Here is a 25,115-nt window from a genome sequence, read left to right on the forward strand (position 1 = left end):
ATAATCAAAAGATGAAACGAAGACAATTGATTGTATGCCTGGCCGTATTGGTAGTGATAACAGGGAGCTGCAGGAACTGGCTGGATGAATTGCCACTGAATACCGTTACCGAAGACCAGGCTTGGCAAAATGGCAGCGATGCAGAGGGTGCAGTGGCAATCGCATTTGCCATTTTCCGCAGGGCCCTGGCAGGGCTTACGAAAGACGATACCCCCGCCACCACCCGCAATGGTGCCTGGGGCGACCACTTTTTCTGGGGCGATGCCCGTTCGGGCGATTGGATTACCCCGAATAACGATGGTGATTGGCAGGCCAGTTTCGAGAACCGCCTGATCCAGCGTACGGAGCTGGAGCCGTTGACCAATTGGCGGCTGTTTTACCGGACAATCGAACAATGCAACCTCGCACTGGAGGAATTGCCCGCAATAACCGAAAATTTCAGCGAGGAGCGCAAAACGCAACTGCTGGCCGAGGCACGTTTCCTGCGCGCCATGGCCCATTTTTACGCGGCACGCGTGTGGGGAGACATACCGATCAACCTCACGGCGCGCAATGTAGAGCCATTGGGCCGTGAGCCCCTTGACGCGGTGATGCGTATGGTGGTGGAGGAGGCAGCCACAGCCGCGGAGGGTCTGCCTTGGCAGTATGAAGGTCCGCGGAAAACCGTGATGTCGCGGGGGACCAAAGGAGCCGCACTGGTCTTGAAGGCCCATGCCCACATGTGGCTGGAAGAATATGAAGACGCTTCTGCTGTACTTCAGCAGGTAATCGACTCGAAAGTGTTCCGGTTGGTGACTGTTGATGAGTTCCGTGCGTTGTTTGATACTGGCGATTCGGACGAGACCATCTTTCACCTGTATTACGACGAAAGCAAGGGCGAGTATTCGGATTACTACGGTCACATCATGACCTACTACCTGAGTAATCCCTATACGCCACGGACTAACCTGACGTTGGCCGTGCCACGGCAGCGCATCCTGCAGATTTACCCCGATTATGCGCGCGACAGGTCGGATAAGCGTGTGGCTGCATTCTTCGAGAGCGTGGACTTCTCCGTCAGTGGCACAGAGCTGCGGCCTATTCATGCAGATCCGTTACAGAACGGCGAACGCGAAATCATGTTTGCCAAGTTCCGCAAGCCTAAAGATCTATCATATAGCCGTATGGATGCCCCGGTCCCCGTTTTCCGTTATGCCGATGTGCTGTTGCTGAAGGCCGAAGCCGATGCCCGGCTGAACCGGATTCCGGAGGCCTTGGCCAATTTGAATGCGGTTCGCCAACGTGCTGGCTTGGGGACATACGACCGGATCGATCAGCCGCTCGTCATCGAAGAAGTGCTGGAAGAGCGCCGGCGGGAGCTGATCGGCGAATATTACCGCGTATATGACTTGGTACGTTTGGGTCGGTTGCACGAATTTAATCCGGATATCAGTGAGCGGGACGAGCGGATAGGCGCAGGCTTTGTCCCCGTTAGCAGGGAGGCTTTTGCAAATAACCCGAATATGACGCAGACCGAGTACTGGCAATTCAATCAATAAGCATACGATGGTACATTACATGATAAAATCAATTGTGCTCTTTATAGCCCTTGCAACCCTTTTTGTGTCTGCCTGCAGTGATGACTATTTCGCAGACGGCGGGATACTTCCGGAAAATGCCGGTGTTTTTGAAGGGTCAACTTTGGAATACCTGGAAAGTCATCCCGAAACATTTGACACACTGGCCACATTAATCAGGCTATGTGGATTGGAAAATGCGGTAAACCAGGAAGGAAATACCTTCCTGGCACCCAAGGATTATTCTATCCATAACTATTTCAAGCTGTTGTTTGCCGAAATGGATGCCTGGCCAGCTTCCCTTTCCGATATCGGCGCCGACGAACTCACGGAGATCGAGCAAAACATCAGGAACTATATCATTCCGGACCGGAAAATCATCCGGAGCGACTTAAAGACTTCCTACAGCTATGTGCCCACCTATGGCGGGGGCAAGGCCCGGTTTAACCTGGTCCGTGAGGACTACCTAGGGAATGTGAATATGGGTGCACAGGCCATCATGTTCTCCCTGAACATGGCGGAAGAAGGGCAGAAGGAACACTATCAATCGGTACGTGTGGTGGTTTCAGACCTGCAGTCAGCCAATGGGGTGATTCAGGTGCTTGATTCGGATACACACATCTTTGGATTTAACTAATGGAGCGAATGAAGAACAAACGAATAAACCGGCTCTACAGCGGTGCACTGATCACATTAGGGCTGTTCCTAGCAGGTAGCTGCGTGGATATTCCCAAAGAAGGCAGTCTTGCCCCCGATATTAACTACCGGAACAGGAAGCAGCAGGCTATTGCCGGACTGGCACAGTCAATCGGCGATTTCCAGGTATCTACATCAACCTTGCCGCTGTATTTCGAGATTGTCAACATCACCGAGGCGAATGGCAACGATGTATCGGCCTTGCAGCAGGAAATTCCGGTCATCCGGTACACCAAGCCGGTTGTTGGCGACGAGACAGCGGAAGAGCTTAAACTCAAATCAGACACCGTGCGGATTCCGGCCGTTGCCATCAATCAGCATACCGGACGTCTGGAAATCCAGGAAGGGAATGGTATCCGGGCGGGAGAGTATCATTTCGATATCCAGGTATCCAATTCATCGGGCACGAGGCTGCTTAAAGACGCACTTGTTATCGAATTTGCCGAATATGAGTTGAAATCATGGTCGGGAAGCATGGCAAAAGCACCCGAGATCGAACGTGTTGGCGATGCACCGAACCAGATCTTGTTTGTCGGGCACCTCGATGGCATGCCGCTCCACGGCAACCGGATTGATTTTACCGAGAGTAGGGCATTAGGATTCAAAGGAACGTTTGTAGACGATACGCAGCAAGGCGAAATCTGGAATGTCGGCTTTCCTGTCAAGGAGGCTACAACCTACTGCAACTGGAAAATCACAACGAACGAAAGCGGGGTCGGGGCCAGCACGTATGAAAACGCCGAGTTTAATTTCGTGTTAGGCCGCCCGGGAAGCTACATAATTCGGCTGTACAAATAAATATCACGGAATGAGAACTTTTTTTAGATTTTCCATCATGGTGCTGACCCTTAGTGTTGCGGTCTGCCGGTTATCATTGGCCGCTGCCGATGGTACAAAGAAAATTCTGGTGATCGGTGTCGATGGAATCATCAATACCGCCATAGATTATGCAACAACACCGGGTATTGACCAATTGATTGCCAATGCCTCCTACAGCATGAACGGCTTCAGCGGCGTGCCGGCGTACGCGTCGACGGGTTGGGCTACGATGCTGACCGGAGTCTCGGTTGGTAAGCACCACGTGACTTCCAATCACTCTTTTGAAGGCAATCAGTTCGGTCTTTACCCGTCCGTCGTAACCCGTATCAAGTCGGCCAATCCCGGTATATCGGTAGCGTCCATTGTACGTAATGCGTCCATCAACGATTTACTGAATAGCGCTGCGGACGACAAGTTCCACTTCGCTTCTGACGAAGCGGTTTATGCCAAATCGGAAGAGTTGCTGAAGCAGGCCGATGCGGATGTGGTGTTTGTGCAGTTCAGCAGCCCCGAGGAAGTCGGCGAGGAGACTGGGTTCCAACTGCGGGAGGCGCGGTACGTACAGGCCATCCAAAAGATCGACCAATATGTCTCGAAACTGCACGCAGCCATCCAATCGCGGCAAAATTATGCCAGTGAGGACTGGGCGATTTTTCTGGTGTCGTCCCATGGCGGAACGGAATCCGGCGCGTATACGAACAACAGCGAGGAAGAAATCAACGTGCCCATCATTCTTTCGGGTGCAAGCCTGGACAACAAAGAATTGGTGGGCAGTGCATTGAGCCCCCGCGAAAACACAGACAACATACTGACCATCAGTAAAAACCCATCTGGCGACCGCACCTACGTCCGAGTTCCCATCGGGGGTACCGCCTTACAGGGTATGGAGAAGTATACCATTGAGCTTTGGGTCAAGGCAGGCAGTGACAACAGCAGCGACCCGGCAATCATGGGCGATAAAGATTGGGACTCCGGCGGCAATCCCGGGTTTGTCCTCTGCCGGAGTGGATCCACGTGGAAAATCAATTTTGCAAACCACAAAAGCGAGCGCTACGACATCGGTTCGAGCAAGCCGATAGAGGATGGCCGCTGGCATCACCTGGCGGTGACGTTTGACAAGACCAACGAGTGCCGCGTATACCAGGACGGGGAACTGGTTAACTCCTCGCCGCTCACCTACAAGCCCGAGGATAACATGACCTCGCCATATAATTACATCAACTTTGCCCAGGAAGGTACCGGGAGCTACGGCGGTGGCAGTCCGAACTGGTCGGGCGCATTTAACGAAGTACGGATATGGACCGACGTACTGCCTACCGAAACGATCAGGAACTACATGTACTTGCGAAACCTTGAAAACAGCGACCATCCCAACTTATCGTCGTTAAACCTCTACCTAAAGCTGGATGAGACCCGGGGCAATATGATCCGTGATTTCAGCGGCAAAGGAAACCACGGCGAACTGGTTGGCAATGCTACGCAGCGCCACCCGTATTATCCCATCGGCCTCACCGATGTAGCTGTCAATATCGTGGGGCATTTGGGATTGAATATCGACGGAAGTTGGGGATTGGAAGGCAATGCGTTGAAATCGAATGTGCCTTACCGTTTATTTAAAGTGAATTAATCACCGATAACTATGCGAACACAACTTATTTTAAGAAACAACTTATTTGCCTTAATGGCTGTATGTTGCTTGCTATTAGGTGGCTGCGAGAAGGATTTTGTGCGTGACCATGGCTTGGATGCTGATCAGCTTGTAGCCGGGCGACTGGATGGTACATGGGGAGATCCAACTTCAATAGTTACTCCGGATGATATCCCGAATGAAATCTTCGGTGGGATGCGTTTGGTATTTACGACCGATGCCGACGGGTATCCGGCGCAATTCTCCGCCAAGGACTGCCCGATTGTTTTTGGCTCCGAAGCGGGAACCTGGTCGGTGTCCGGCACACCGGACTCGGCAAAAGTTGTTTTGTCCGGCGTAGCACCCGTAGACGAATTTGACATCCAGGTATCCTCCACTTCGCTGACCCTTTCCTTTTATATGGGCTGGGAAAATACGGAGACCGGCGAGCAGGGTGAAGGAGAATTCAGTGCAACGCTCACGAGGAAATAATACGAACGATAATGTTATTAGATATGAACAAAGTAAAATACAGGTATAGGCAGCTGCAATTGGTATGGGTCGTTATCGCGGCGGTTTGCCTGGGTGCGTGCAAAGAAGAGTTTGATCACACCATCGATACGGCCAATCCCACCGTTGTCAGCTACAACCCAGTATCCGGGGTGGAGGGCATCGCGATCGACAGCAGGCTGATATTGACGTTTGATGAAATTGTCAAGAAAGGCAAAGGCACCATCACCATCGCCGGCGAATCGGGTGGCACGCAGGTGATCGACGTAACGTCCGATGACGTAACGATCGGCGAAGACGAGCGGATTGTCACCATCGTTCCATCGGAGTTCGACGCGGATGAAGTGTATACCGTTACGTTGGAACGCGGAATCGTAATGGATTTGCTGGACAATGAATTTATGGGATTGCCCGAAGGTACCTCGTGGACATTCACCACAGCGGGAGAAAGTGGCTTGCCGTTGACAGCCATGATGCCAGCGAATGGTGGAACAGACGCCTCGTTGTTCGACCTATACCTTGCTTTCGCCTCAGCAGTAAGCAAAGGGGAAGGAAATATCCGGGTCATAGGACCTGACGGCAGCGTGCTCGCCGATTTGCCCGTGGCCAGCCAGCAGGTGATGATCAATGGCGGCGAAGTGACCGTTAGCTTACCGACACCCTTGGCATTTGCTACGGATTACCGCGTAACCATCGAAGAAGGTGCGTTTGTAGATATCAATGGTAAAACCTTCCAGGGATTTGATGAGGCATCACCGTGGGCATTTACGACCACAGCCGGCAGTGCCGATGATGTGGTGGTTTACCTGCCTATGGACGATGATCTGGCTGATGCCAGCGGAAATAGATTTGATGCTACTTTGGGAATGAAGGCGACAGCCGAGATAGGCTTCGTGGAAGACCCAATCCGCGGCAAGGTGGTTGAGTTTAACCCCGGTTCCTATGCCGTTTTGCCCAAGCACGATCTGCTACGGCCAACGGCTACGCAAAACTTCAGCATCAACCTTTGGGTGAAACTGCAGGGTATAGGTTCTGACCCCGTCATCTTCTCGAATTCTGACTGGGATAGTGGCAGCAATCCGGGTCTGGTACTTTGTACCGATGGCGGAGCCACGTATAATGGTACGCCGGAAACGGGGCGGGGCTGGATCGTGAAAGTGGCCGGCAGCGATGCCAATGCCCGCACCCGTATCGACTGGCGGGCGGGGCAGACCAATCCGCCCGCACCGGCATTGTCAGACAATCGATGGCACATGGTTACCATGGTCATCAACCAAACCGAAAAGCAGCTGCAGGTGTATATCGATGGCACGGCCTATGCACAGGACGGCAATCCTTCGAGTGACGACCTGAGTACGCTTGTCGGGCCGCTGTGGGACGAAGTCAATGACTATCCATTTACCCTGTGGGAGGGCGGAACCGGTGATTATAACGCCGGCAGCGATACCCGGAAAGTACTAACCGGTTTGATGGATGAATTGCATATCTATAAAAAGGCACTGACGGAGGCGGAAGTGACCGCATTGTATAACGATTAACTGAATAAAGACAACGATGATGAAGAAGCTTTTTCAATTTTGTGTTTTACTTATGGTTTGGCACGCGGGACTTGCCGCAGATAAACCAAGTTTCGTGGTACTTCCCTATTTACAATGGGCTACCCAAACGAGCATTGTGGTGAAGTGGGAAACGGAACACCCTACAATAGGTTGGGTAGAGTACGGACCCGCGGAGTTCAAGGCGAAGAAACCCAATCTTTCGCGCAAGAGTGTTGTCAATCCGGATACGGACTTCCATACCGTGCAGTTAACAGCGCTGGAAGCACAGACCGAGTACTTTTACCGGACGGTGAGCGTTAGCCAGCAGGGTGACACGCTGTACAGTTCCGTGTATCCGTTCAAAACCGCGGTAAAGGAAGACACCCCGATCGGCTTTATCGTGTTTTCCGATTCGCAGGGGCGGCCCAATCCAAACGTATGGGGACAGGTAGCCACCTTGGCTGAGTTGGAACGGCCCGATTTTGCCATTCATGCGGGCGATCAGGTAGACAACGGGCACCGGCTTAGCGATTGGGTGGGGCAGTTTCTTCCCCAAGGGCAGCCGTTTATGAGCAAGTACAACGTCTACGCGACGCTCGGTAACCACGAGGGGGATGCGCCGTATTTCCACAAATACCTCGGTCACCCCGAAAAAAAGCGCGCTTTTACGGTCACATACGGGAATACCCAGATTATCCTCTTCGATTCCAATCAGGACATGTCAGTCGGTAGTGAACACTACAAAGAACTGGAAGCAGAATTGGCGAAATCCACCGCCCGATGGAAGATCGTCGCTCATCACCACTGCATTTTTTCGTCGGATAATGACGATCATGGCAATACGCATGTGGGCAAATCCACATTGGGCATGCCGCGTTTGGCCCATTTGCCAGCGCTGTATGAAAAATACGATGTGGACCTGGTGTTCTACGGGCACGTTCACACCTATGAGCGCACCTGGCCGATACGGAACAATGAGGTAGACAACCACAATGGGATTACTTACATACAGATCGGCGGCAACGGTGGCAGCCTGGAAACGCCGGCATTGCTGCGCTCTTGGTTTACCAATAAGCTGAAATATGGTCACCATTACGGTTATGTCCGCATAGCCGGCGATGAATTGCATTTTCAGGCCATGGACCTCAACGGACAGGTATTCGACCAATTCCAGTTGGAAAAGATAGCCAAGTAACGACGCAACCAGTACCTAAACGGAAACGGGATGCCTTGCAAGTTCAGGGCGCCCGTTTTTTTGTTTAACGATTTCTTAATTCCAATTGCAAGTTTTGTTAATAAACAATGTTTAGTATTGATAAACTTTAATGCGATTTGATGAGCGATACCAAACATACGGCAAAGCATTTGGTTGAGGAGGGCGATCTTAATCTGAGCGGTCAGCGTAAGCAATGGCACGACGCACTCACCGACGGCGCGACCCAAGCTGCTTTGCAACGGGATGCCGACCGTTTTCTACATCAAGCACTTTCCACCCCCTGTCTGGATGTGCTGGCATCGAGCGATGGCGTGCGGCTGACGAGCCTTGCGGGTAAGATCTATGTCGATTTCCACGGCAATAATGTACACCAATTGGGATATAACAATTCGTTTATCATCGATCGTGTGAAGCAGCAGCTGGATACACTGGCGTTCTGCCCGCGCCGGTTTACCAACCTGCCGGCCATCGAGCTGGCAGAGCGGCTGGCTGCGCTGACCGAACACCGGTTAAGCAGGGTGCTCTTCGCGCCGGGGGGTACATCGGCTATCGGTATGGCCTTGAAACTGGCCCGCATCCACACCGGTAAATTTAAAACGCTGGCCATGTACGATGCTTTCCACGGTGCATCGATGGATAGCATTTCGTTGGGCGGCGAATATGTTTTCCAGCAGGGGCTGGGGCCGTTGATGGCAGGGAGTGTACACGTCCCGCCTGTGGACAGCTACCGGGGCATGTGGTTTAACCCGAATGACAGGAGCGGGGATATGGCGTACGCCGATTACCTGGGATACGTATTGGAGAAGGAAGGTGATATCGGGGTGTTGGTTGCGGAGACCGTACGCAGCACCACGGTACATGTTCCGTCACAAGCGTATTGGCAGCGTATCCGGGAATTGTGCGATCAGCACGGGGTACTGCTGGTTTTCGATGAAATCCCGATCGGGCTGGGGCGTACAGGTAAGTCGTTTGCTTACCAGCACTACGGCATCGTACCCGACATCGTCGTGTTGGGCAAGGGGTTGGGAGCAGGTATTATGCCGATGGCTGCTATGCTCTGTAAAGATGAGTTGAATGTCGCGGCGCAGGTTTCCTTGGGGCATTTCACCCACGAGAAGAGCCCATTGGGCGCCGCCGCCGCATTGGCTGGGCTGGATTATATGGATACGCACGATATCCTGCCGCATGTCGGCCGGATGGAACGGATTATGGCCGATCGCCTGGAGGCTATGAAAGCGACCTATGAAGCGATAGGCGACGTTCGGGGTATCGGTTTATTATGGGGCGTAGAACTGGTGAAAAATAGAGAGACTAAAGCACCCGATGCGGCATTGGCGGAACGTGTGTTGTACCATTGCCTTGGCCGGGGATTGAGCTTTAAGGTATCCGGCGGCAATGTGCTTTCCCTTTATCCGCCGCTGGTGATTACCGAAGACGAGCTGCATCGGGCACTGGATATATTGGATGACGCCTTTCGATCTCAAGTATAACGAATTACGGATGATGCGTAAACTGATTTTTGCTTTTTCGGGCTGCTTCCTGCTGGCTTTGCTGACCTGTGGCTATGCGCAGGACAGGAATGTGTTGATCGATCAATGGCTATGGCCGGACTATACACTGGGGCAACAGGCTAGGAATCCCAAAGCCTATCAGTTGCAATGGGATAGCTTGCCGGTAGCGCTACTATCGCCTACCGGGCCGCATTACCGACTATTGGGGGCTTCTCCGACCGATGGTATGACCCTGGCCCTTCCTTCCGAGCACCGGTCGATGGATGCTTTTACCGTGGAGATGTGGCTCATTGACCATGTAAACCAACCGGTGGGAGCCACTGCGTATATGCGGAGTGGGCAGTCCGGCACCGGGCTGTCCTGGGTGCTGGGCTACCATGATAACCGGGTCTGGTTTTCGCTTCAACCCGAGGAACTGTTGCAAGACGGTGGTGAGCGACATGGTGCGGTTGAGCACGTGCTTGATGGGGAAGGGTGGAAAGACCGATGGTGGCATGTGGTGGGGACCTACCAAGCGGGCAGGCTATCCCTCTACATCAACGGCGAGCTGGTTGATGAACGCGAACTTGAAACCGATAGGCCGCTGCTATCCGGCGAGCCCCTGGAACTAGCTGGATATTTTGAGAAAGAACCCTACATGCAGCTTGGGGATTTGATGAAGAACGTCCGGCTGCTGGATGGTGCACTCAGGCAACCCGAGATCGGCACCCGTTTCAATAGGCTCCGGGATATGGTTACCAGTGGACGGTTGTTGCCAGATCGGTTTCACTTCAATGCCGGGCCGTACCTCAATAACGTCAAGGAGGAAAGCATCCAGCTTGTCTGGGAAACCGACCGATCGGCACGGTCGGTGGTGCGGTATGGCGACCGGCTGCCCCTGGCAGATTCCCTGGTGTTCCAGCGGGAAGCGGGGGAACCCCACGAGGATGGTACGCGGAGCTACATCCGCAAAGCAACGATTGACGGACTCCGCCCGGGAACGGCCTACTTTTATGAAATCGAAGCGACTGACACTGCGGACGCAACCATACGTTCGGGTACCTCCACATTCGCGACCGCCCGGTCCGATGTGCAGGCCTACGCGTTTGCCGTCATCGGCGATACCGAAGGTCGCCCGCACATCAACAACCGCATTGCCAAGCTCGCTTGGGATGAACGGCCGGATTTTGCCCTCCACCTCGGTGACGTCACCGACGGCGGCATGAAGGACAACAAGTATGAGTGGAATTACGAGTACTTCGCCGGAATGGGTCAGTTGCTGGAACGGATTCCATTTTTTCCCGTGCCGGGCAACGGCGAAGACGACCTATACTGGTACAATCGCTATCACGCATTGCCCAGCACCACCGGTTATTACCGCTTCGCTCAAGGCGATGCCGAGTTTTTCATGCTGGATACCAACCATCCAAGAGATTTGCAACCGGGAGGCAAACAATACCAATGGCTGGAGGACGCACTGAAAACCTCCACCGCAAGGTGGAAATTCGTTGCCCATCACCATGCCATTTATTCGGCCGACGACGATGACTACGGCAATTCGTGGTTGGGGCCGGCTGCGTTGGGCGACACCGAGCTTCAGCAGTTGGCGCCGCTGTACGAGCGATATCAGGTAGACGTCGTTTTTTATGGCCACCTGCATACCTACCAGCGTACCCGTCCCATACGTGAAGGGCACATCGAACCGGGTGGGGTCACCTATATCCAAGCCGGCGGTGCCGGGGGCAATTTAGAGGATTTCACACCCACACGTGCATGGTACAGCGCGAAAACATACCGTGGTCATCATTACTGCATGGTGCAGCTTGTCGGCGATACGCTGACGCTCCATGTGTATGACATAGTCGGAAACCTGCGTGATTACTTGTCCCTACAGAAAAAGAAGTAAGATGAGCACCATACCCATCGCGAACGAACAAATCTCACGTGAACAGGGGGACATCAATGCCAGCGAACTGCGCGACCGGTATCTTTCGGGGCTCGATGCGCAAACCCGCGACTGGATCGCCGCCGATGCCGCAACCTTCCTGCATCAGGCACTTTCTACGCCGGTAATGAACGTCCTGTCAAAAACCGAAGGTGCCGGTATCTATGACCTACAGGGCAATGAATACCTCGATTTACACGGCAACGGCGTTCACAACGCCGGATTTTCCAATCCGGAAGTAATCGCGGCGGTCATTCAGCAATTGCAGTCGCAGTTGGCCTTCACCCCGCGTCGCTATACGAACATTCCGGCCATCCGGCTTGCACAAAAACTGGTTGCGCTGACGCCGCAGCCGCTTACCCGCGTCTTGTTCTGTCCCGGAGGATCAGAAGCCATTGAGATGGCCATTACACTAGCCAAGCAGGTTACCGGACGCTGGAAAACACTTTCCTATTGGGATTCCTACCACGGCAACGGTTTCCAGGCAGCAAGTGTCGGGGGCGAAGAGCATTTCACCGGTGGCAATGGTCCGATGGTTCCCGGGGCCTTCCACGTGGAATTTCCCAACTACTACCGCAACCCATGGGGGTTGACCGACGTCAAAGCCATCGATGAGCACTACATCCGGCAGCTGGAAGTAATTTTGCAACGGCATCCCGATGTAGCAGCCCTGGTGGCCGAACCCATCTCCGCGACACCAGTTGTCCCGTCAAAGCACTATTGGGAGCGTATACGCGCCCTGTGCGACCGGTACGGTATTTTCCTGATTTTCGACGAAATTATCGAGGGGCTGGGAAGGACAGGCCGGTGGTTTGCCTGCGACCATTACGTTACACCGGATGTACTGGTGATCGGCAAGTCCCTGGGCGGTGGGCTGTTGCCACTTGCCGGCATCGTTACCAAGGAGGAGTTTAACATCGTAGGCCACCGTTCCATCGGTCACTATACACACGAGAAGAATCCGTTGAGTGCCACGGCAGGCCTTGCAGCCATCCAATACCTGGAAAAACACCACATCATCGAACATGCAGCTGCGATGGGGACTTACCTGCTGGAAGGATTCCGCGCCATGCAACAGCGCTTCCCGGTCATCGGCCATGTGGCGGGAAAGGGACTGCACATCGGTCTTGATCTGGTTACGGACCGGGCAACCAAGGAGCGCGCCTTTCGTTACGCTGAGCAAGTGATGTATACGTGCATGGAAAATGGAGTGGCCTTTAAAGTCATCGAAGGCAATGTGGCGACCATCCGCCCCGCCCTGACCATCACCAAAGCGCAGAGCGATACCATACTATCCGTATTTGAATATGCATTTAACAAGATAAACCATCACATAAAACCATAAGATGAAATTACCACAATACGTATTGATAGCGGTCGCATTTCTGGTAGCCAGCTGCGCGACTGATTCCCCCAAAACCCCACAGGGCATCCAGCACGTCATTATTATCGGTATTGACGGACTGAGCAGCACGGGATTGCGCGATGCCAGCACGCCGACCATGGATAGCCTGATTGCACAGGGTAGCATCGTTTGGAATGCGCGTACGGTTCTCCCTTCGGTTAGCAGTCCGAATTGGGCGTCCATGATACACGGTGCGGGGCCCGAGCAGCATGGCATTACCAGCAATGAATGGGACCCGGACAGCATCGGACTTCCGCCCGTTGTACGGGGTGAAAATGGGCGGTTTCCATCCGTATTCGATGTGGTGCATGCACAGTGGCCCGATGCCGAAATCGGGGCCGTTTACGAGTGGGGCGGTTTTGGCCGCTTGTATGATAAGGCATCCGTCAGCTACGACGCACACTTCAATACGCCGGATTCCACAGCAGTAGCATTTAGCGAATACATCGCCACCAAAAAGCCGGTATTTGCATTTATCCAATTGGATCATGTTGACCACGCTGGGCATCACTATGGGCATATGACCGACGAGTACCTTACTGCCATCACCCATGCGGATTCCCTGGTTGCACTCATTTTGCACGGGATTGCCCATGCGGGGATTGCAGACCAGACGCTGCTGCTCATTTCTTCCGATCATGGCGGTATTGGCCATGGCCATGGTGGCGAGCATCCCGAAGAGGTCACCATCCCCATCCTCATCACCGGCCCGGGAGTAAAGCCTGGGTACGTGGTGCAGCAACCCACTTATACCTATGACATTGCGGCAACGGCAGCGTTTGCCTTGGGCATTACCCAGCCCTATGCATGGATTGGGCGACCCATCAAACCAGCTTTCACAGGCTTTGAAGAACCGGTTAACTAAATAGTAAGTAAAAAGTAAAAAATAAAAAGCAGAAGAGAGCGATGAGTATTGCATTAGTAGTTTTTGATATTGCCGGAACAACTGTCCGAGATAATGATAACGTGGGTGAAGCCTTTCAGGCGGCCCTGGATAAGTTCGGTTACCAAATTCCGTTGGAGCAGATCAATCCATATATGGGTTACGAAAAGAACAAGGCGATCCGGGAGATCCTCAAAACCTATCAGGGAGGCCCGGAGGTCATCGATGAGGATCATGTCGCCGCCATCCACCGCTCGTTCGTGGGTCGCATGGTACGGTACTACGAAACCCGGGAAATCGAACCGTTGCCCCATGTCGAAGAGACATTTGCCAAACTGCACGAACGAGGAATCCAAGTCGCCCTCAATACCGGATTTTCGCGGAATATCGCGGACGTGATCGTTGAGAAGCTCGGTTGGTTTGACCGGCAATTGATTGATTTTATGATCGCGTCTGATGAAGTGTCGAGCGGAAGACCTTATCCGAATATGATCCATAAATTGATGGCAAAAGCGGGTGTCGAGGATCCCTTGCAGGTGGCCAAAGTAGGCGATACCGAAGTAGACATCAATGAGGGCCGGAATGCGGCTTGCCGCTATGTAGTCGGTGTGACAACCGGAGCCTATACCCGTGAGCAGCTCGAACCTTACCATCCGACGCACATCATCGACGACATCGCTGACGTGATGGATATCGTATCTGCCTGACATGCGACATTGGGTTGGCACGATACGGAACAACGTAGGGCAATTGCCTTACCGGTATGCGATGTTGCTGATGGGGCTAGCCGCCTTTGGCTGCTATACCAGCATGTATGCCTTCCGTAAGGCATTTACGGCCGGAACATTTGAAGGAATTTCCTTTTGGGGGATCGACTATAAAGTGTGGTTGGTCATTGCACAGGTATTTGGTTACATGCTGAGCAAATTCTATGGAATCCGGTTTATCGCTGAGCTTGGAGAGCGGGGCAGGGGGTATAAGATTATCATACTCGTAGGTATTGCCTGGGTGGCATTGCTGGGATTTGCAGTGATTCCTGCCCCTTACAACATTGTCTTCCTGTTTATGAACGGGCTGCCATTGGGAATGATCTGGGGGCTCGTCTTTTCCTACCTGGAAGGACGCCGGGCCACGGAATTCCTCGGGTCGGTGATGAGTGTAAGCCTGGTATTTGCCTCGGGCTTCGTCAAGACCACGGGCCGGACCCTCATTGAAAGCCATCACATTTCTGAAACCTGGATGCCGTTTTGCACGGGATTGCTTTTCGTGGTTCCATTGTTGGCATGTACGCTGTTGTTGGAATGGTTGCCGTCGCCAGATGCGCAGGATAAGGTGATGCGTACTGAGCGGAAGGCAATGGGGAAGCAGGAACGGAAGACGTTTATCCAGACCTATCTCCCCGGATTGGTGCTCACGGTAGGGGCTTATTTGTTATTTACGATTATCCGTGATGTACGTGATAATTTCGAAGTCGAGATTTGGTCGGCAGTGGGCATCTCCGATAAACACATCTATGCACAGACCGATACCGCAATCGCCTTAGCGGTTTTGATGATGATGGCCTTGCTGATTTTCGTAAAAAACAACAAGACAGCCTTTACCTTAATTCACTTGATGGTGATCTGCGGATGTGTGTGTGCCGGTCTGGCGACGTGGCTGTTCCAACAAGGGAGCATCGGAAGTATCGGCTGGATGACGGTCGCCGGCTTGGGGGTATATATGGTGTACATTCCCTACAACGCTATTTTTTTCGAACGCATGCTGGCCAGTTTTCAGCATCGGGGCAATATCGGTTTCGTGATGTACGTGGCCGATGCCATCGGTTACCTCGGTAGCGTAAGCGTGCTCGTTGTGAAGGAGCTGGGGTTTGTACACCTAAGTTGGGGTGCATTTTATAAACAGGCGCTGTTGATTGCGGCACTGCTGGGCGTAATTTTGGTAAGCCTCTCCCTGCTGTATTTCCACCAGAAGTGGGGGAGTAAAAGGGGAAAAAGTAAACATCCATTGGTAGAAGGGACAGTTAGTTATTCAGGCATATGAACAGTACACTAAAACCGACGGCCGTTGTCGTCGGCGCAGGAATCGTCGGACTGGCCGCCGCGAAGGCGTTGGCCGAACGGAATTTTCAGGTAACGGTATACGAGCGTCATCCGCAGGCGTTGGGTGCATCCATCCGTAATTTCGGGATGGTTTGGCCGGTGGGGCAACCCGCTGGAGCAGCTTACCAATGGGCCATCCGTTCACGCGACATTTGGAAAGACATTTGCGCCAAAGGCGGGATATGGCATGAACAAACAGGATCCCTTCATCTGGCGTATGCCGATCGGGAAATTGCGGTGATGGAAGAATACGTGTCGCTGTACGGACGGGATCGTGACTGCGCGGTGCTCACCCCCGAACAGGTTGTCCAAAAGTCGCCGGCAGCGAACTCTTCCGGACTGAAAGGAGCGTTGTGGAGTGCAGAAGAGGTCATCGTGGACCCGCGGGAAGCGATAAGCGGGGTAGCAACGTACCTCGCCGAGCAGCGCGGTGTCGTGTTCCGGTGGAATATCTGTATTAATCAGGTTTCCGATTCAGCGGTCTATGTGGCTGGGAAGGTCGCTCAAAAAGCCGATTTGGTTGTGTTGTGTAGCGGTGCTGATTTCGAGACCCTTTATCCCGATCGGTTTGCATCATTGCCTATTACCAAATGCAAATTGCAGATGATGCGCCTGGTACCCCAGCCCAATGACTGGCGCATCGGACCGCCCTTATGCGGCGGGCTGTCGTTGTTACACTACGGATCGTTTCAAGCCACAGATACGATTCAGCCACTTCGGCAATGGGCCGAGCAGGAAATGGCCGACTACTTGAAGTGGGGTATACACGTGATGGTATCCCAGCATGGCAACGGAGAGCTTACGATCGGTGATTCGCACGAATACGGCCTGAGTCCCGATCCGTTTGACCGGCAAACGATTAACCAGTTGATTGTAGATTATCTCGGTACATTTGCCCGCTTCAAAGACCGCAGTTTGTCCCAATCGTGGAACGGCGTATATGCGAAAATGACCAACGGTGAAAACCATGTTTTTGAGCAACTCGGCAGCAATGTATATGCGTTGAATGCACTTAGCGGGGCGGGGATGACACTTTCTTTCGGATTGGCGGAACATATTGTCGAGAAGATAGCGAGTTTGTCCTAGTCTTATTTCAAATGCGTGCTGGGCCAATCGCCACCAAAATTAATGGGAGCCCATTCCCGGACGTACATTTGCGTTCATAAAGCAAATACATCGTTCAACGGAATATTGCGTAGAAGGTCACGATTAATTTCATTAAGTTTGGTTCGTTAAAAAAGAAAAATCATGCGTTTACTATCAATCATCATCGTAGGTCTCTTTTTTGGTATCGCGGGCGTTTTCGCCCAAGAACTGAATTTAGCAACGTTCAACGTGAGGAACGATAATAATTCGTCAGATTCGGTTCGCGGCGATGGATGGAAAGTCCGATATCCCGTTATTGCCGACCTGATTCGGTTCCATGAATTTGACGTGTTCGGTACCCAAGAAGCACTTCTCCATCAATTGGAAGACTTGAAGGAAAACCTACCGGGGTATGCCTATGTGGGCAAAGGCAGGGACGATGGGAAGCAGGCCGGTGAATACTCGGCAATCTTCTACGATACGAGAAAATTCAAAGCATTGGAACACGGTGATTTTTGGCTCTCCGAGCAGACCGGCTTTCCGAATAAGGGTTGGGATGCGGCATTGCCCCGCATCTGCAGCTGGGTCAAACTGGAACTGCTGGAAAACGGAAAGACCTTGTACTTTTTCAACGTACATTTTGATCACGTTGGCGTCGTGGCGAGGAGTGAAAGCGCAAAACTAATCATCCGTAAAGTGAAGGAACTGGCGGGCGGTCATACGGCCGTATTAACCGGAGATTTTAACGTAGATCAGCATAGTCCCAGTTATGCCGAACTCACAGGAACGCCGATAATGAAGGATGCCTTTGATATCGCCGAAGTGAAGTACGCCACGAACGGAACATTCAATAGCTTTAACCCAAATAGCAAGACGGAGAGCCGAATAGACCACATATTTGTGACACCAGATTTCGAAGTGATTAAATATGGCGTACTGACAGATACTTATCGTTCAAAATTACAAGATCAGGATGAGGCGTATACATCAAGTAATTTTCCCAAAGAAGTATCGTTGAAAGACTATCGGGCCAGGACACCCTCCGATCATTTCCCCGTAATGGTGAAGGTGGTGATGCCTTAATATCACCCTGCTGTCATCAATTGGATAAATTTTTTAAACCCCGCCACAATTTGTTATCATTACACCAAATCAAATATTATGGCAACAATCACATTCAAAGGTACCGAAGTACATACGGCTGGAAGTCTTCCGGCTGTGGGAAGCAAGGCCCCGGATTTTAAATTGACAGCGGGTGATCTTTCAACGAAGTCGTTGAGTGATTACCGAGGCAAGAAAGTCATACTCAATATTTTTCCGAGTATCGATACAGGGACGTGTGCGGCATCGGTAAGGACATTTAACCAAAAAGCAGCTGGGCTTGACAATACCGTTGTGCTCTGTATTTCCAAAGATTTGCCTTTTGCGCAAGGTAGGTTCTGTGCGGCAGAAGGCATTAGCAATGTGGAAACGCTCTCCGAGTATAAGGATGGTAATTTTTCCGAAGCTTATCAATTGAAAGTGACTGATGGCCCGTTGGCGGGCCTGTTGAGCCGCGCGGTGGTAGTGGTTGCTGAAGATGGCACCGTTAACTATACGGAGCAGGTTCCCGAAATCACCAGTGAGCCCAACTACGATAACGCATTAGCGGCACTGGCATAAGTCCACTTGGTTACCTTATTCTTTTTTGGTGCAAGATACCGGTTGAAAGACCTGGCCTTCGGAGAAATCAATGGCCCCGTGGTCCGTAAACCGGTATACTTCTTCGCTCGGAGAACGGTCGCCGAACCCCCGTATCAACGTACCTCCTCTTTTCAAAAAGGCCTCTTCCGTGATGTTATGCGTTCCTTCTGCTTGGAATTCGTATAGGACAAAAAGGGTATCACCACGGAACCGGCCATGGACGGTCCCCTGGCTGCCATCGATTTGATGGTTCCTGAAATGTAACGTTCCCGAAACGGTATCTTTGTCATCAATGAGTACGAGATGCACTGAGTCTTGGCCATGTGTATAAAGGTAACAGGTTGTTACCGCTGGCGACACCTCGGCATCTGGCTGTATGGTTTCGGTACGATCAGTCGATTCATCCGACGATGACGCTGGGCCCTGACAGGAACTGCCCACTAGCAAAGCGAGAATGCCCAATAGTGTGATAGGTTGCCGAAAATGATGTTGCATATCCATGAAGGATAACGCACAAATTCCGTGCAAGAATTACCGCCACGCTTTATAACGGTTGATCAATCCGTTGGTTGATGCGTCATGCGTGGACACCGGCTCATTGTTCCGCAGTTCGGGCAAAATCTTGCCAGCCAGTTGCTTGCCAAGTTCCACGCCCCACTGGTCAAAGCTGAAAATATTCCAGATGATGCCTTGTACAAAAATCTTGTGTTCATACAGCGCAATGAGCGAACCCAGGGTGTACGGTGTGATTTTTTTGATAAGGAATGAGTTACTCGGCCGGTTCCCTTCAAACACTTTGAAGGTTTTCAGCCGGCTGATTTCTTCATCGGATTTGCCGGAAGCTTTCAATTCGGCCACAACTTCGTCTTCTTCCTTGCCGTTCATCAACGCTTCGGTCTGTGCGAAGAAATTGGAGAGCAACAGGGTATGGTGCTCGCCTATGGGATTGTGGCTCTGTGCTGGCGCGATGAAATCACAGGGAATCAGTTTGGTGCCCTGATGGATCAATTGGTAGAACGCGTGCTGGCCATTGGTGCCTGGTTCACCCCAGATGATCGGCCCGGTTTGGTAATCAACTGGCGCGCCGGTACGGTCTACGTATTTGCCATTACTCTCCATATCACCTTGCTGGAAATACGCAGCAAACCGATGCAGGTATTGGTCATAGGGTAATATGGCTTGTGTTTCGGAATCGAAAAAATTGTTGTACCAAATGCCAAGTAAGGCCATGATCACCGGAATATTTTCTTCAAAGGGCGTGTGGTGGAAATGGTCGTCTGCGGCGTTGGCACCCTGCAACAGCTGATCGAAATTTTCGTAACCGATACTCAGTACGATGGACAGTCCGATGGCGCTCCATAAAGAATACCTTCCACCAACCCAATCCCAAAATTCAAACATGTTTTCGGTATCGATTCCAAAATCGGCGACGGCTTTGGCATTGGTAGACAGTGCTACAAAGTGTTTGGCAACATCGCTTTCGGCCGCACCGCTTTCGAGCAACCATTGCCGTGCGGTGTGCGCATTGGCCATGGTTTCCTGTGTAGTGAATGTCTTGGAAGCAATCAAAAAGAGGGTCGTTTCGGGGTTTACACGTTTGAGCGCTTCGGCAATGTGTGTGCCATCTACGTTAGAGACGAAATGGATATTCAAGTGATTTTTAAACGGCCGGAGTGCTTCGGTAACCATTACGGGACCTAAATCTGAGCCGCCGATACCGATGTTGACCACATCGGTAATTGGTTTGTCCGTATGGCCTTTCCATGCTCCGGAAATTACGTTTTCAGAGAACCGGCGCATGTTGGCGAGTACCGCTCGGACTTCCGGCATCACGTCTTTCCCGTCCACCAATACGGGGTTGGGGCCTTGATGACGGAGCGCGGTATGTAGCACTGCCCGGCCTTCTGTTTCGTTGATGGCTTCCCCGCTGAATAGTGCATTGATGGCCTCGTCCAATTTGCATTCACGGGCTAATTGGAGCAGCAATGCCTTGGTGGTATCGTCGATACGATTCTTGGAATAATCAAACAGCAGGTTATCGAAGGCAATCGAAAATTTTTCGAACCGGTCCTTATCTTCCTCAAATAATTCCTTGAGGTGTTTCGGAGCGATATCGATGTAATGATTGCTTAGGTATTTGTACGCTTGGGTTGCTGTTAAATTGATACGGGGTAGCATAATTTATTTTTTTATCACTTATTCTTTATTCGAATCCACGACTAGCCGCTTGTCGCGGTTTGCAATTTCCCAAGCGGTGTGAAAGACCAGTCGAGCGCGCTTGGCCAGCATTTCAAAGTTGATTTTATCAACCGTATCTGCCGGGGTATGGTAGTCGGGATGCAAGCCGCTGAAATAGAAAATTACGGGGATGCCGTGCTTTGCGAAATTATATTGGTCCGAGCGGTAATAGATGCGCATGGGATCTTTCGGATCATCATACATATAATCCAGTTCCATATGGGTGTACGTGGCATTGGCATTTTCGTTGATGACCTTCAGCTCCGAACTGAGCTTATCCGAACCGATGGTATGAACATAGTTGTGATTGCCACGAAGGTGCTTATCATCAATCCGACCAATCATATCCGTATTCAGGTTGACGACCGTATTTTCCAACGGGAATATGGGATGACGTGAATAATAATTGGATCCAAGCAGCCCCTTTTCCTCTGCGGTAACGGTCATAAACAAAATGCTGCGCCTTGGTCCGTGGCCATCAGCCTTGGCTTTGGCAAAGGCACGGGCAATTTCCAAGACACCTGTTGTGCCCGAGCCGTTATCGTCCGCACCGAAGAAAATAATGCCATTTTGGTTACCTTCATGATCATGGTGTGCGGTAATGACAAGCAGTTCGTCCTTGAGATCGGAGCCTTCGAGGTAGCCCAATACGTTATCCGATGTAAAGGGTTCGGTAACGGCGCCAAATATCGTTTTGAGCCGGGTTTTGTATGTTTTGCTTTGGGGCTTGTGCGTATCGCCTATCTTGCCGGTTAGCTTAGCGACGGAGGTCTTGGCCCTAGCCAGCAGTAGGTCTGCCATTTCCGGGCTGATATTGGCCACAGGTGTGCCAGTAGTTGCCGCCGCAGGGTTGGTGCCGCTTTCTTCCAACGCTATACGGGGTTGGGTAAGCCGGTTTCCGAAGCGTTCCAATGATTCCTGGATGTTGTTTGATACGGCAATGATCAGTTTGGGGTTTTTTGCCGTAATGTTTTGCAGGCGCTTGGTGCGGGAGGTCACCCATTCTGAGGGGGTGTCTGTTCCGGTAATCAACGAATTGCCCTGGGCATCTTTAGGTTCGCCCTCACTGAATACCAACACGACCTTGCCTTCAATGTTGATACCTGCGAGGTCGTCGTACTTATCGTCGCTGATGCCGTAACCGATGAATACGATTTCGTTGGCATTGATCGCGGTCTCTGGGCCGCTGCCCACGAAATAAAAATCTTTACCATTGGCAAACGATTTTCCATCGATGGTGAAATCGCGGACGTCAAACAGGGTGCGAGTCAACTTTACGGGCTGGAAGTGCGAACCATTTACCGGACCAATCAATCCCAATTTCTCGAATTCTTCAGCGATATATGCCGCGGCTTTCTCACCACCCGGCTCGCCGGTACCACGTCCTTCGAATGCTGCTGACGCGAGGATCGAAAGATGGGACTTTGCAGTTTCGGGCGTGATCTCACCCGCATATTTCAACTGCACCGGGTCCTGGGCCATGATACATCCGTAAAAGGCAGGAACAAGGAAAAATAGGGATAATAACTGCTTCATTTGTGCTATTTTTGAGATATTAGCTATCAGAAGCTAGACATCAGAGACTAGACTACTGACCGCTCACCCTTGGCCACCAATAACCAAGTGCTAACAGGAAATCTTATTCACCCGATTGGCATGTCGGCCCCCTTCAAAGTCAGTAGACATAAATCTTCCGACGATCGATTTCGCCAACGTGATGTCGATAAACCGGGCGGGAATGCAAACAATGTTAGCGTTGTTGTGCTGACGCGCCAAAACGGCCAACTCTTCTTGCCAACAGATGGCAGCACGGACGCCTTGATGTTTGTTCGCAGTGATGGCTACGCCATTGGCGCTGCCGCAAACCAGGATACCCAGATCAAACTCGCCGGTTTCCACTGCCGCTGCCACGGGATGCGCAAAATCGGGGTAGTCCACGGAGTCGCCCGTAGAAGTACCGAAATCTTTGACGGTGTACCCCGCTTCTGCGAGAAATTTTACCAGTTCGTCTTTGTATTCAAATCCCGCATGGTCACCGCCAATGGCTATCGTTTTGTGTACTGTCATGGTTATTCCTCCTGCTTTTCTCCCTTATAAAAATCCAAATCGGTTTTCATCCGTTTCCGATGTACACGGGATGCCACGATGATGCTTAGCTCGTAGAGCAAAAACATCGGAAAGCTAACGGTGAGCATGGTGATGATATCCGGGGTAGGGGTGATAATTGCTGCAATGAGCAAGATCACGACGACGGCATACTGGCGGGATTTCCGCATAAATTGCGGCGTCATGATCCCCAATTTCGAAAGGATGTAGATAATCATCGGAAGTTCGAATACGATGCCGCATCCCAACGTAAGTGTCGCCACGAAGGAGAGGTAATTATCGATGGTGATCGTATTCGATATATCTGTGCTGATCGAGTAGTTGGCCAAAAAATTCATGGCAAGGGGCACGACAATGAAATAGCCGAATAACACCCCCAAAGCAAATAATAGGCTGGCATAAAAAACAAACCCGCTGGCTGATTTTCGTTCCAGATCATTCAACGCCGGTTTGACGAAAAGCCATACTTCGTATAGCAAGTATGGAACGCCCATCATGACGGCGATGATCAGCGAGGAGTTGATCTGCAGGATAAACTGCCCTGCCATTTGGGTATTGATAATGGTGCCAGGCACCTCTGTTACGCAGAAATCAGGCGCGTTTACCCAGTCAGCAATCTTGCACATCATCCGATAGGTCCAGAAATTAGCATCTTTGGGCCCCATGATGATGGTATCAAAAATAAAATCGTAAAAGGAAAATGCGACAACCATGAAGACCGCTACCGCGATGGCCGACCGGATGAGGTGCCAGCGCAATACTTCGAGGTGGTCAAAAAACGACATCTCGGCTTCGAGACTCTTGCCTTTATTCTTGATCGTTTCTATCAGTTTCTTTCCGGATAATTTGCTCATGGCCCGCCTTTATTCGCTTAAATCAAACGTTTCCATAAACTTGGTGGTAAAGTTACCCGCTCTGAAATTGGGGTCGCGCATCAACCTCAAATGCAGCGGAATCGTCGTTTTGATACCTTCGATAATAAACTCGCTAAGCGCCCGTTCCATGGTGGAGATTGCTTCCTCACGGGTCTGCGCCACGCATATGAGTTTGGCAATCATGGAGTCGTAGTTTGGCGGAATAACGTAACCGGAATACGCATGGGTATCCACCCGTACGCCATGGCCGCCCGGCGAATGGAAATTGGTAATCTTTCCGGGAGATGGCCTGAATCCATTGAATGGATCCTCGGCATTAATGCGGCATTCGATGGCGTGCATCGTTGGTTCATAGTTATTGCCCGAAATGGGGATGCCCGCTGCTACTTTGATCTGTTCTTTGATCAAATCGAAGTTGATCACTTCTTCCGTAACCGGATGCTCTACTTGGATACGGGTATTCATTTCCATGAAGTAAAAGTTGCGGTGCTTATCCACTAAAAACTCGATGGTACCCGCTCCCTCATAGTTGACTGCCCTGGCTCCCTTGATTGCTGCCTCGCCCATGGCTTTGCGCAGTTCGGGCGTTATGAAAGGGGAAGGTGCTTCTTCGATCAGTTTTTGGTGACGTCGCTGGATGGAACAGTCACGTTCCGAAAGGTGACACACCGTCCCGTATTGGTCGCCCACTACTTGGATTTCGATATGTCGGGGATCTTCCACAAATTTTTCAAGGTAGATACCATCGTTACCGAAAGCAGCCCCTGCTTCCTGGCGTGCAGAATCCCAGGCCGGCTCAAACTCCTCGTCTTTCCAGACAATACGCATTCCTCGCCCGCCGCCGCCGGCGGTGGCTTTAAGGATAACGGGATAGCCAATTTCGTTGGCAATCTTGATGCCTTCCTTTACATCCTTGACTAGTCCATCTGAACCGGGAATGGTGGGGACACCAGCATTCTTCATGGTTTCTTTGGCCGACGCCTTATCGCCCATTTGCTCAATCTGCTCGGCGGTAGCACCAATGAATTTGATGCCATACTGGTTGCAGATGGACGAAAAGCGTGCGTTTTCGGAAAGGAATCCATATCCGGGATGTATCGCATCTGCATTGGTCAGTTCAGCGGCAGATATGATGTTAGGTATGTTGAGGTATGATTCTTTGCTGGGGGGCGGCCCTATGCAAACTGCTTCATCGGCAAAGCGTACGTGCAGGCTGTCGCGGTCGGCGGTCGAATATATCGCTACGCTCTTAATACCCATTTCACGGCAGGTACGGATGATACGCAATGCGATTTCCCCTCGGTTGGCTATAAGTATTTTTTTGAACATGAATGTTTAGCTAT

The 25,115-nt window shown here is 51.6% G+C and carries 22 protein-coding genes; 16 read left to right on the top strand and 6 right to left on the bottom strand.

All coding sequences use genetic code 11. The features are described from left to right. Nucleotides 1-11: 11 nt before the first annotated feature. The 16 genes from IEV98_RS06960 to tpx all read left to right on the top strand — a co-directional run bounded on the left by IEV98_RS06960 (nucleotide 12) and on the right by tpx (nucleotide 18,532). Nucleotides 12-1,538: a RagB/SusD family nutrient uptake outer membrane protein gene (locus tag IEV98_RS06960; protein WP_188505151.1), complete on the top strand. Its 1,527-nt coding sequence runs from the start codon at nucleotides 12-14 to the stop codon at nucleotides 1,536-1,538. Nucleotides 1,539-1,557: 19 nt separating this feature from the next. Then, nucleotides 1,558-2,193 (top strand): fasciclin domain-containing protein, encoded by a 636-nt coding sequence (locus tag IEV98_RS06965; RefSeq protein ID WP_188505152.1) that lies wholly within the window; start codon nucleotides 1,558-1,560, stop codon nucleotides 2,191-2,193. Between the two features lie 8 nt (nucleotides 2,194-2,201). Continuing rightward, nucleotides 2,202-3,050, top strand: a complete 849-nt coding sequence (locus tag IEV98_RS06970) for a DUF5007 domain-containing protein (RefSeq protein ID WP_188505153.1) — start codon at nucleotides 2,202-2,204, stop codon at nucleotides 3,048-3,050. Between the two features lie 10 nt (nucleotides 3,051-3,060). Continuing rightward, nucleotides 3,061-4,698, top strand: a complete 1,638-nt coding sequence (locus IEV98_RS06975; protein ID WP_188505154.1) for a LamG-like jellyroll fold domain-containing protein — start codon at nucleotides 3,061-3,063, stop codon at nucleotides 4,696-4,698. Nucleotides 4,699-4,710: 12 nt separating this feature from the next. Then, nucleotides 4,711-5,190 (top strand): hypothetical protein, encoded by a 480-nt coding sequence (locus IEV98_RS06980; protein ID WP_188505155.1) that lies wholly within the window; start codon nucleotides 4,711-4,713, stop codon nucleotides 5,188-5,190. Nucleotides 5,191-5,213: 23 nt separating this feature from the next. Continuing rightward, a complete protein-coding gene (locus IEV98_RS06985) occupies nucleotides 5,214-6,746 on the top strand; it encodes an Ig-like domain-containing protein (protein ID WP_188505156.1) in 1,533 nt (510 codons plus the stop codon). A 16-nt stretch (nucleotides 6,747-6,762) separates the two neighbouring features. Then, on the top strand, nucleotides 6,763-7,941 hold the full coding sequence (locus IEV98_RS06990; RefSeq protein WP_188505157.1) for a purple acid phosphatase family protein: 1,179 nt from the start codon (nucleotides 6,763-6,765) through the stop codon (nucleotides 7,939-7,941). A gap of 140 nt (nucleotides 7,942-8,081) precedes the next feature. Beyond that, complete coding sequence (gene pbfA / locus IEV98_RS06995) at nucleotides 8,082-9,452, top strand: (R)-1-hydroxy-2-aminoethylphosphonate ammonia-lyase (protein WP_188505158.1); 1,371 nt, start codon at nucleotides 8,082-8,084, stop codon at nucleotides 9,450-9,452. A 10-nt stretch (nucleotides 9,453-9,462) separates the two neighbouring features. Further along, nucleotides 9,463-11,358 carry a metallophosphoesterase gene (locus IEV98_RS07000; protein WP_188505159.1) on the top strand — a complete coding sequence of 632 codons (1,896 nt, stop codon included), beginning with the start codon at nucleotides 9,463-9,465 and terminating at the stop codon, nucleotides 11,356-11,358. Nucleotide 11,359: 1 nt separating this feature from the next. Then, the gene (gene pbfA / locus IEV98_RS07005) at nucleotides 11,360-12,742 is read left to right on the top strand and encodes a (R)-1-hydroxy-2-aminoethylphosphonate ammonia-lyase (RefSeq protein WP_188505160.1); all 1,383 of its coding nucleotides are present in this window, start codon (nucleotides 11,360-11,362) and stop codon (nucleotides 12,740-12,742) included. 1 nt (nucleotide 12,743) lies between these two features. Further along, a complete protein-coding gene (locus IEV98_RS07010; RefSeq protein ID WP_188505161.1) occupies nucleotides 12,744-13,667 on the top strand; it encodes an alkaline phosphatase family protein in 924 nt (307 codons plus the stop codon). Between the two features lie 41 nt (nucleotides 13,668-13,708). Beyond that, on the top strand, nucleotides 13,709-14,392 hold the full coding sequence (locus IEV98_RS07015; RefSeq protein WP_188505162.1) for a phosphonatase-like hydrolase: 684 nt from the start codon (nucleotides 13,709-13,711) through the stop codon (nucleotides 14,390-14,392). 1 nt (nucleotide 14,393) lies between these two features. Further along, nucleotides 14,394-15,725 carry a DUF5690 family protein gene (locus tag IEV98_RS07020; protein WP_188505163.1) on the top strand — a complete coding sequence of 444 codons (1,332 nt, stop codon included), beginning with the start codon at nucleotides 14,394-14,396 and terminating at the stop codon, nucleotides 15,723-15,725. Then, nucleotides 15,722-16,870, top strand: coding sequence for a TIGR03364 family FAD-dependent oxidoreductase (locus IEV98_RS07025; RefSeq protein ID WP_188505164.1), 1,149 nt, complete (start codon nucleotides 15,722-15,724; stop codon nucleotides 16,868-16,870). The genes IEV98_RS07020 and IEV98_RS07025 overlap by 4 nt, the downstream gene beginning before the upstream one ends. Before the next feature lie 162 nt (nucleotides 16,871-17,032). Next, a complete protein-coding gene (locus tag IEV98_RS07030; RefSeq protein ID WP_188505165.1) occupies nucleotides 17,033-17,953 on the top strand; it encodes an endonuclease/exonuclease/phosphatase family protein in 921 nt (306 codons plus the stop codon). Nucleotides 17,954-18,031: 78 nt separating this feature from the next. Then, nucleotides 18,032-18,532: a thiol peroxidase gene (gene tpx / locus IEV98_RS07035; RefSeq protein WP_188505166.1), complete on the top strand. Its 501-nt coding sequence runs from the start codon at nucleotides 18,032-18,034 to the stop codon at nucleotides 18,530-18,532. Nucleotides 18,533-18,547: 15 nt separating this feature from the next. Here tpx and IEV98_RS07040 read toward each other — a convergent pair whose 3' ends face one another. The 6 genes from IEV98_RS07040 to accC all read right to left on the bottom strand — a co-directional run bounded on the left by IEV98_RS07040 (nucleotide 18,548) and on the right by accC (nucleotide 25,101). After that, complete coding sequence (locus IEV98_RS07040; protein WP_188505167.1) at nucleotides 18,548-19,048, bottom strand: hypothetical protein; 501 nt, start codon at nucleotides 19,046-19,048, stop codon at nucleotides 18,548-18,550. Nucleotides 19,049-19,084: 36 nt separating this feature from the next. Continuing rightward, complete coding sequence (pgi, locus tag IEV98_RS07045; protein ID WP_188505168.1) at nucleotides 19,085-20,731, bottom strand: glucose-6-phosphate isomerase; 1,647 nt, start codon at nucleotides 20,729-20,731, stop codon at nucleotides 19,085-19,087. An 18-nt stretch (nucleotides 20,732-20,749) separates the two neighbouring features. Then, complete coding sequence (locus IEV98_RS07050; RefSeq protein ID WP_188505169.1) at nucleotides 20,750-22,327, bottom strand: M28 family peptidase; 1,578 nt, start codon at nucleotides 22,325-22,327, stop codon at nucleotides 20,750-20,752. A 90-nt stretch (nucleotides 22,328-22,417) separates the two neighbouring features. Continuing rightward, nucleotides 22,418-22,858, bottom strand: a complete 441-nt coding sequence (gene rpiB / locus IEV98_RS07055) for a ribose 5-phosphate isomerase B (RefSeq protein ID WP_188505170.1) — start codon at nucleotides 22,856-22,858, stop codon at nucleotides 22,418-22,420. 2 nt (nucleotides 22,859-22,860) lie between these two features. Then, the gene (gene tatC / locus IEV98_RS07060) at nucleotides 22,861-23,751 is read right to left on the bottom strand and encodes a twin-arginine translocase subunit TatC (RefSeq protein WP_188505171.1); all 891 of its coding nucleotides are present in this window, start codon (nucleotides 23,749-23,751) and stop codon (nucleotides 22,861-22,863) included. 9 nt (nucleotides 23,752-23,760) lie between these two features. Then, nucleotides 23,761-25,101, bottom strand: coding sequence for an acetyl-CoA carboxylase biotin carboxylase subunit (gene accC / locus IEV98_RS07065; protein WP_188505172.1), 1,341 nt, complete (start codon nucleotides 25,099-25,101; stop codon nucleotides 23,761-23,763). Nucleotides 25,102-25,115: the final 14 nt, after the last annotated feature.

This window comes from Parapedobacter pyrenivorans (assembly GCF_014636865.1).
GTDB lineage: Bacteria > Bacteroidota > Bacteroidia > Sphingobacteriales > Sphingobacteriaceae > Parapedobacter > Parapedobacter pyrenivorans.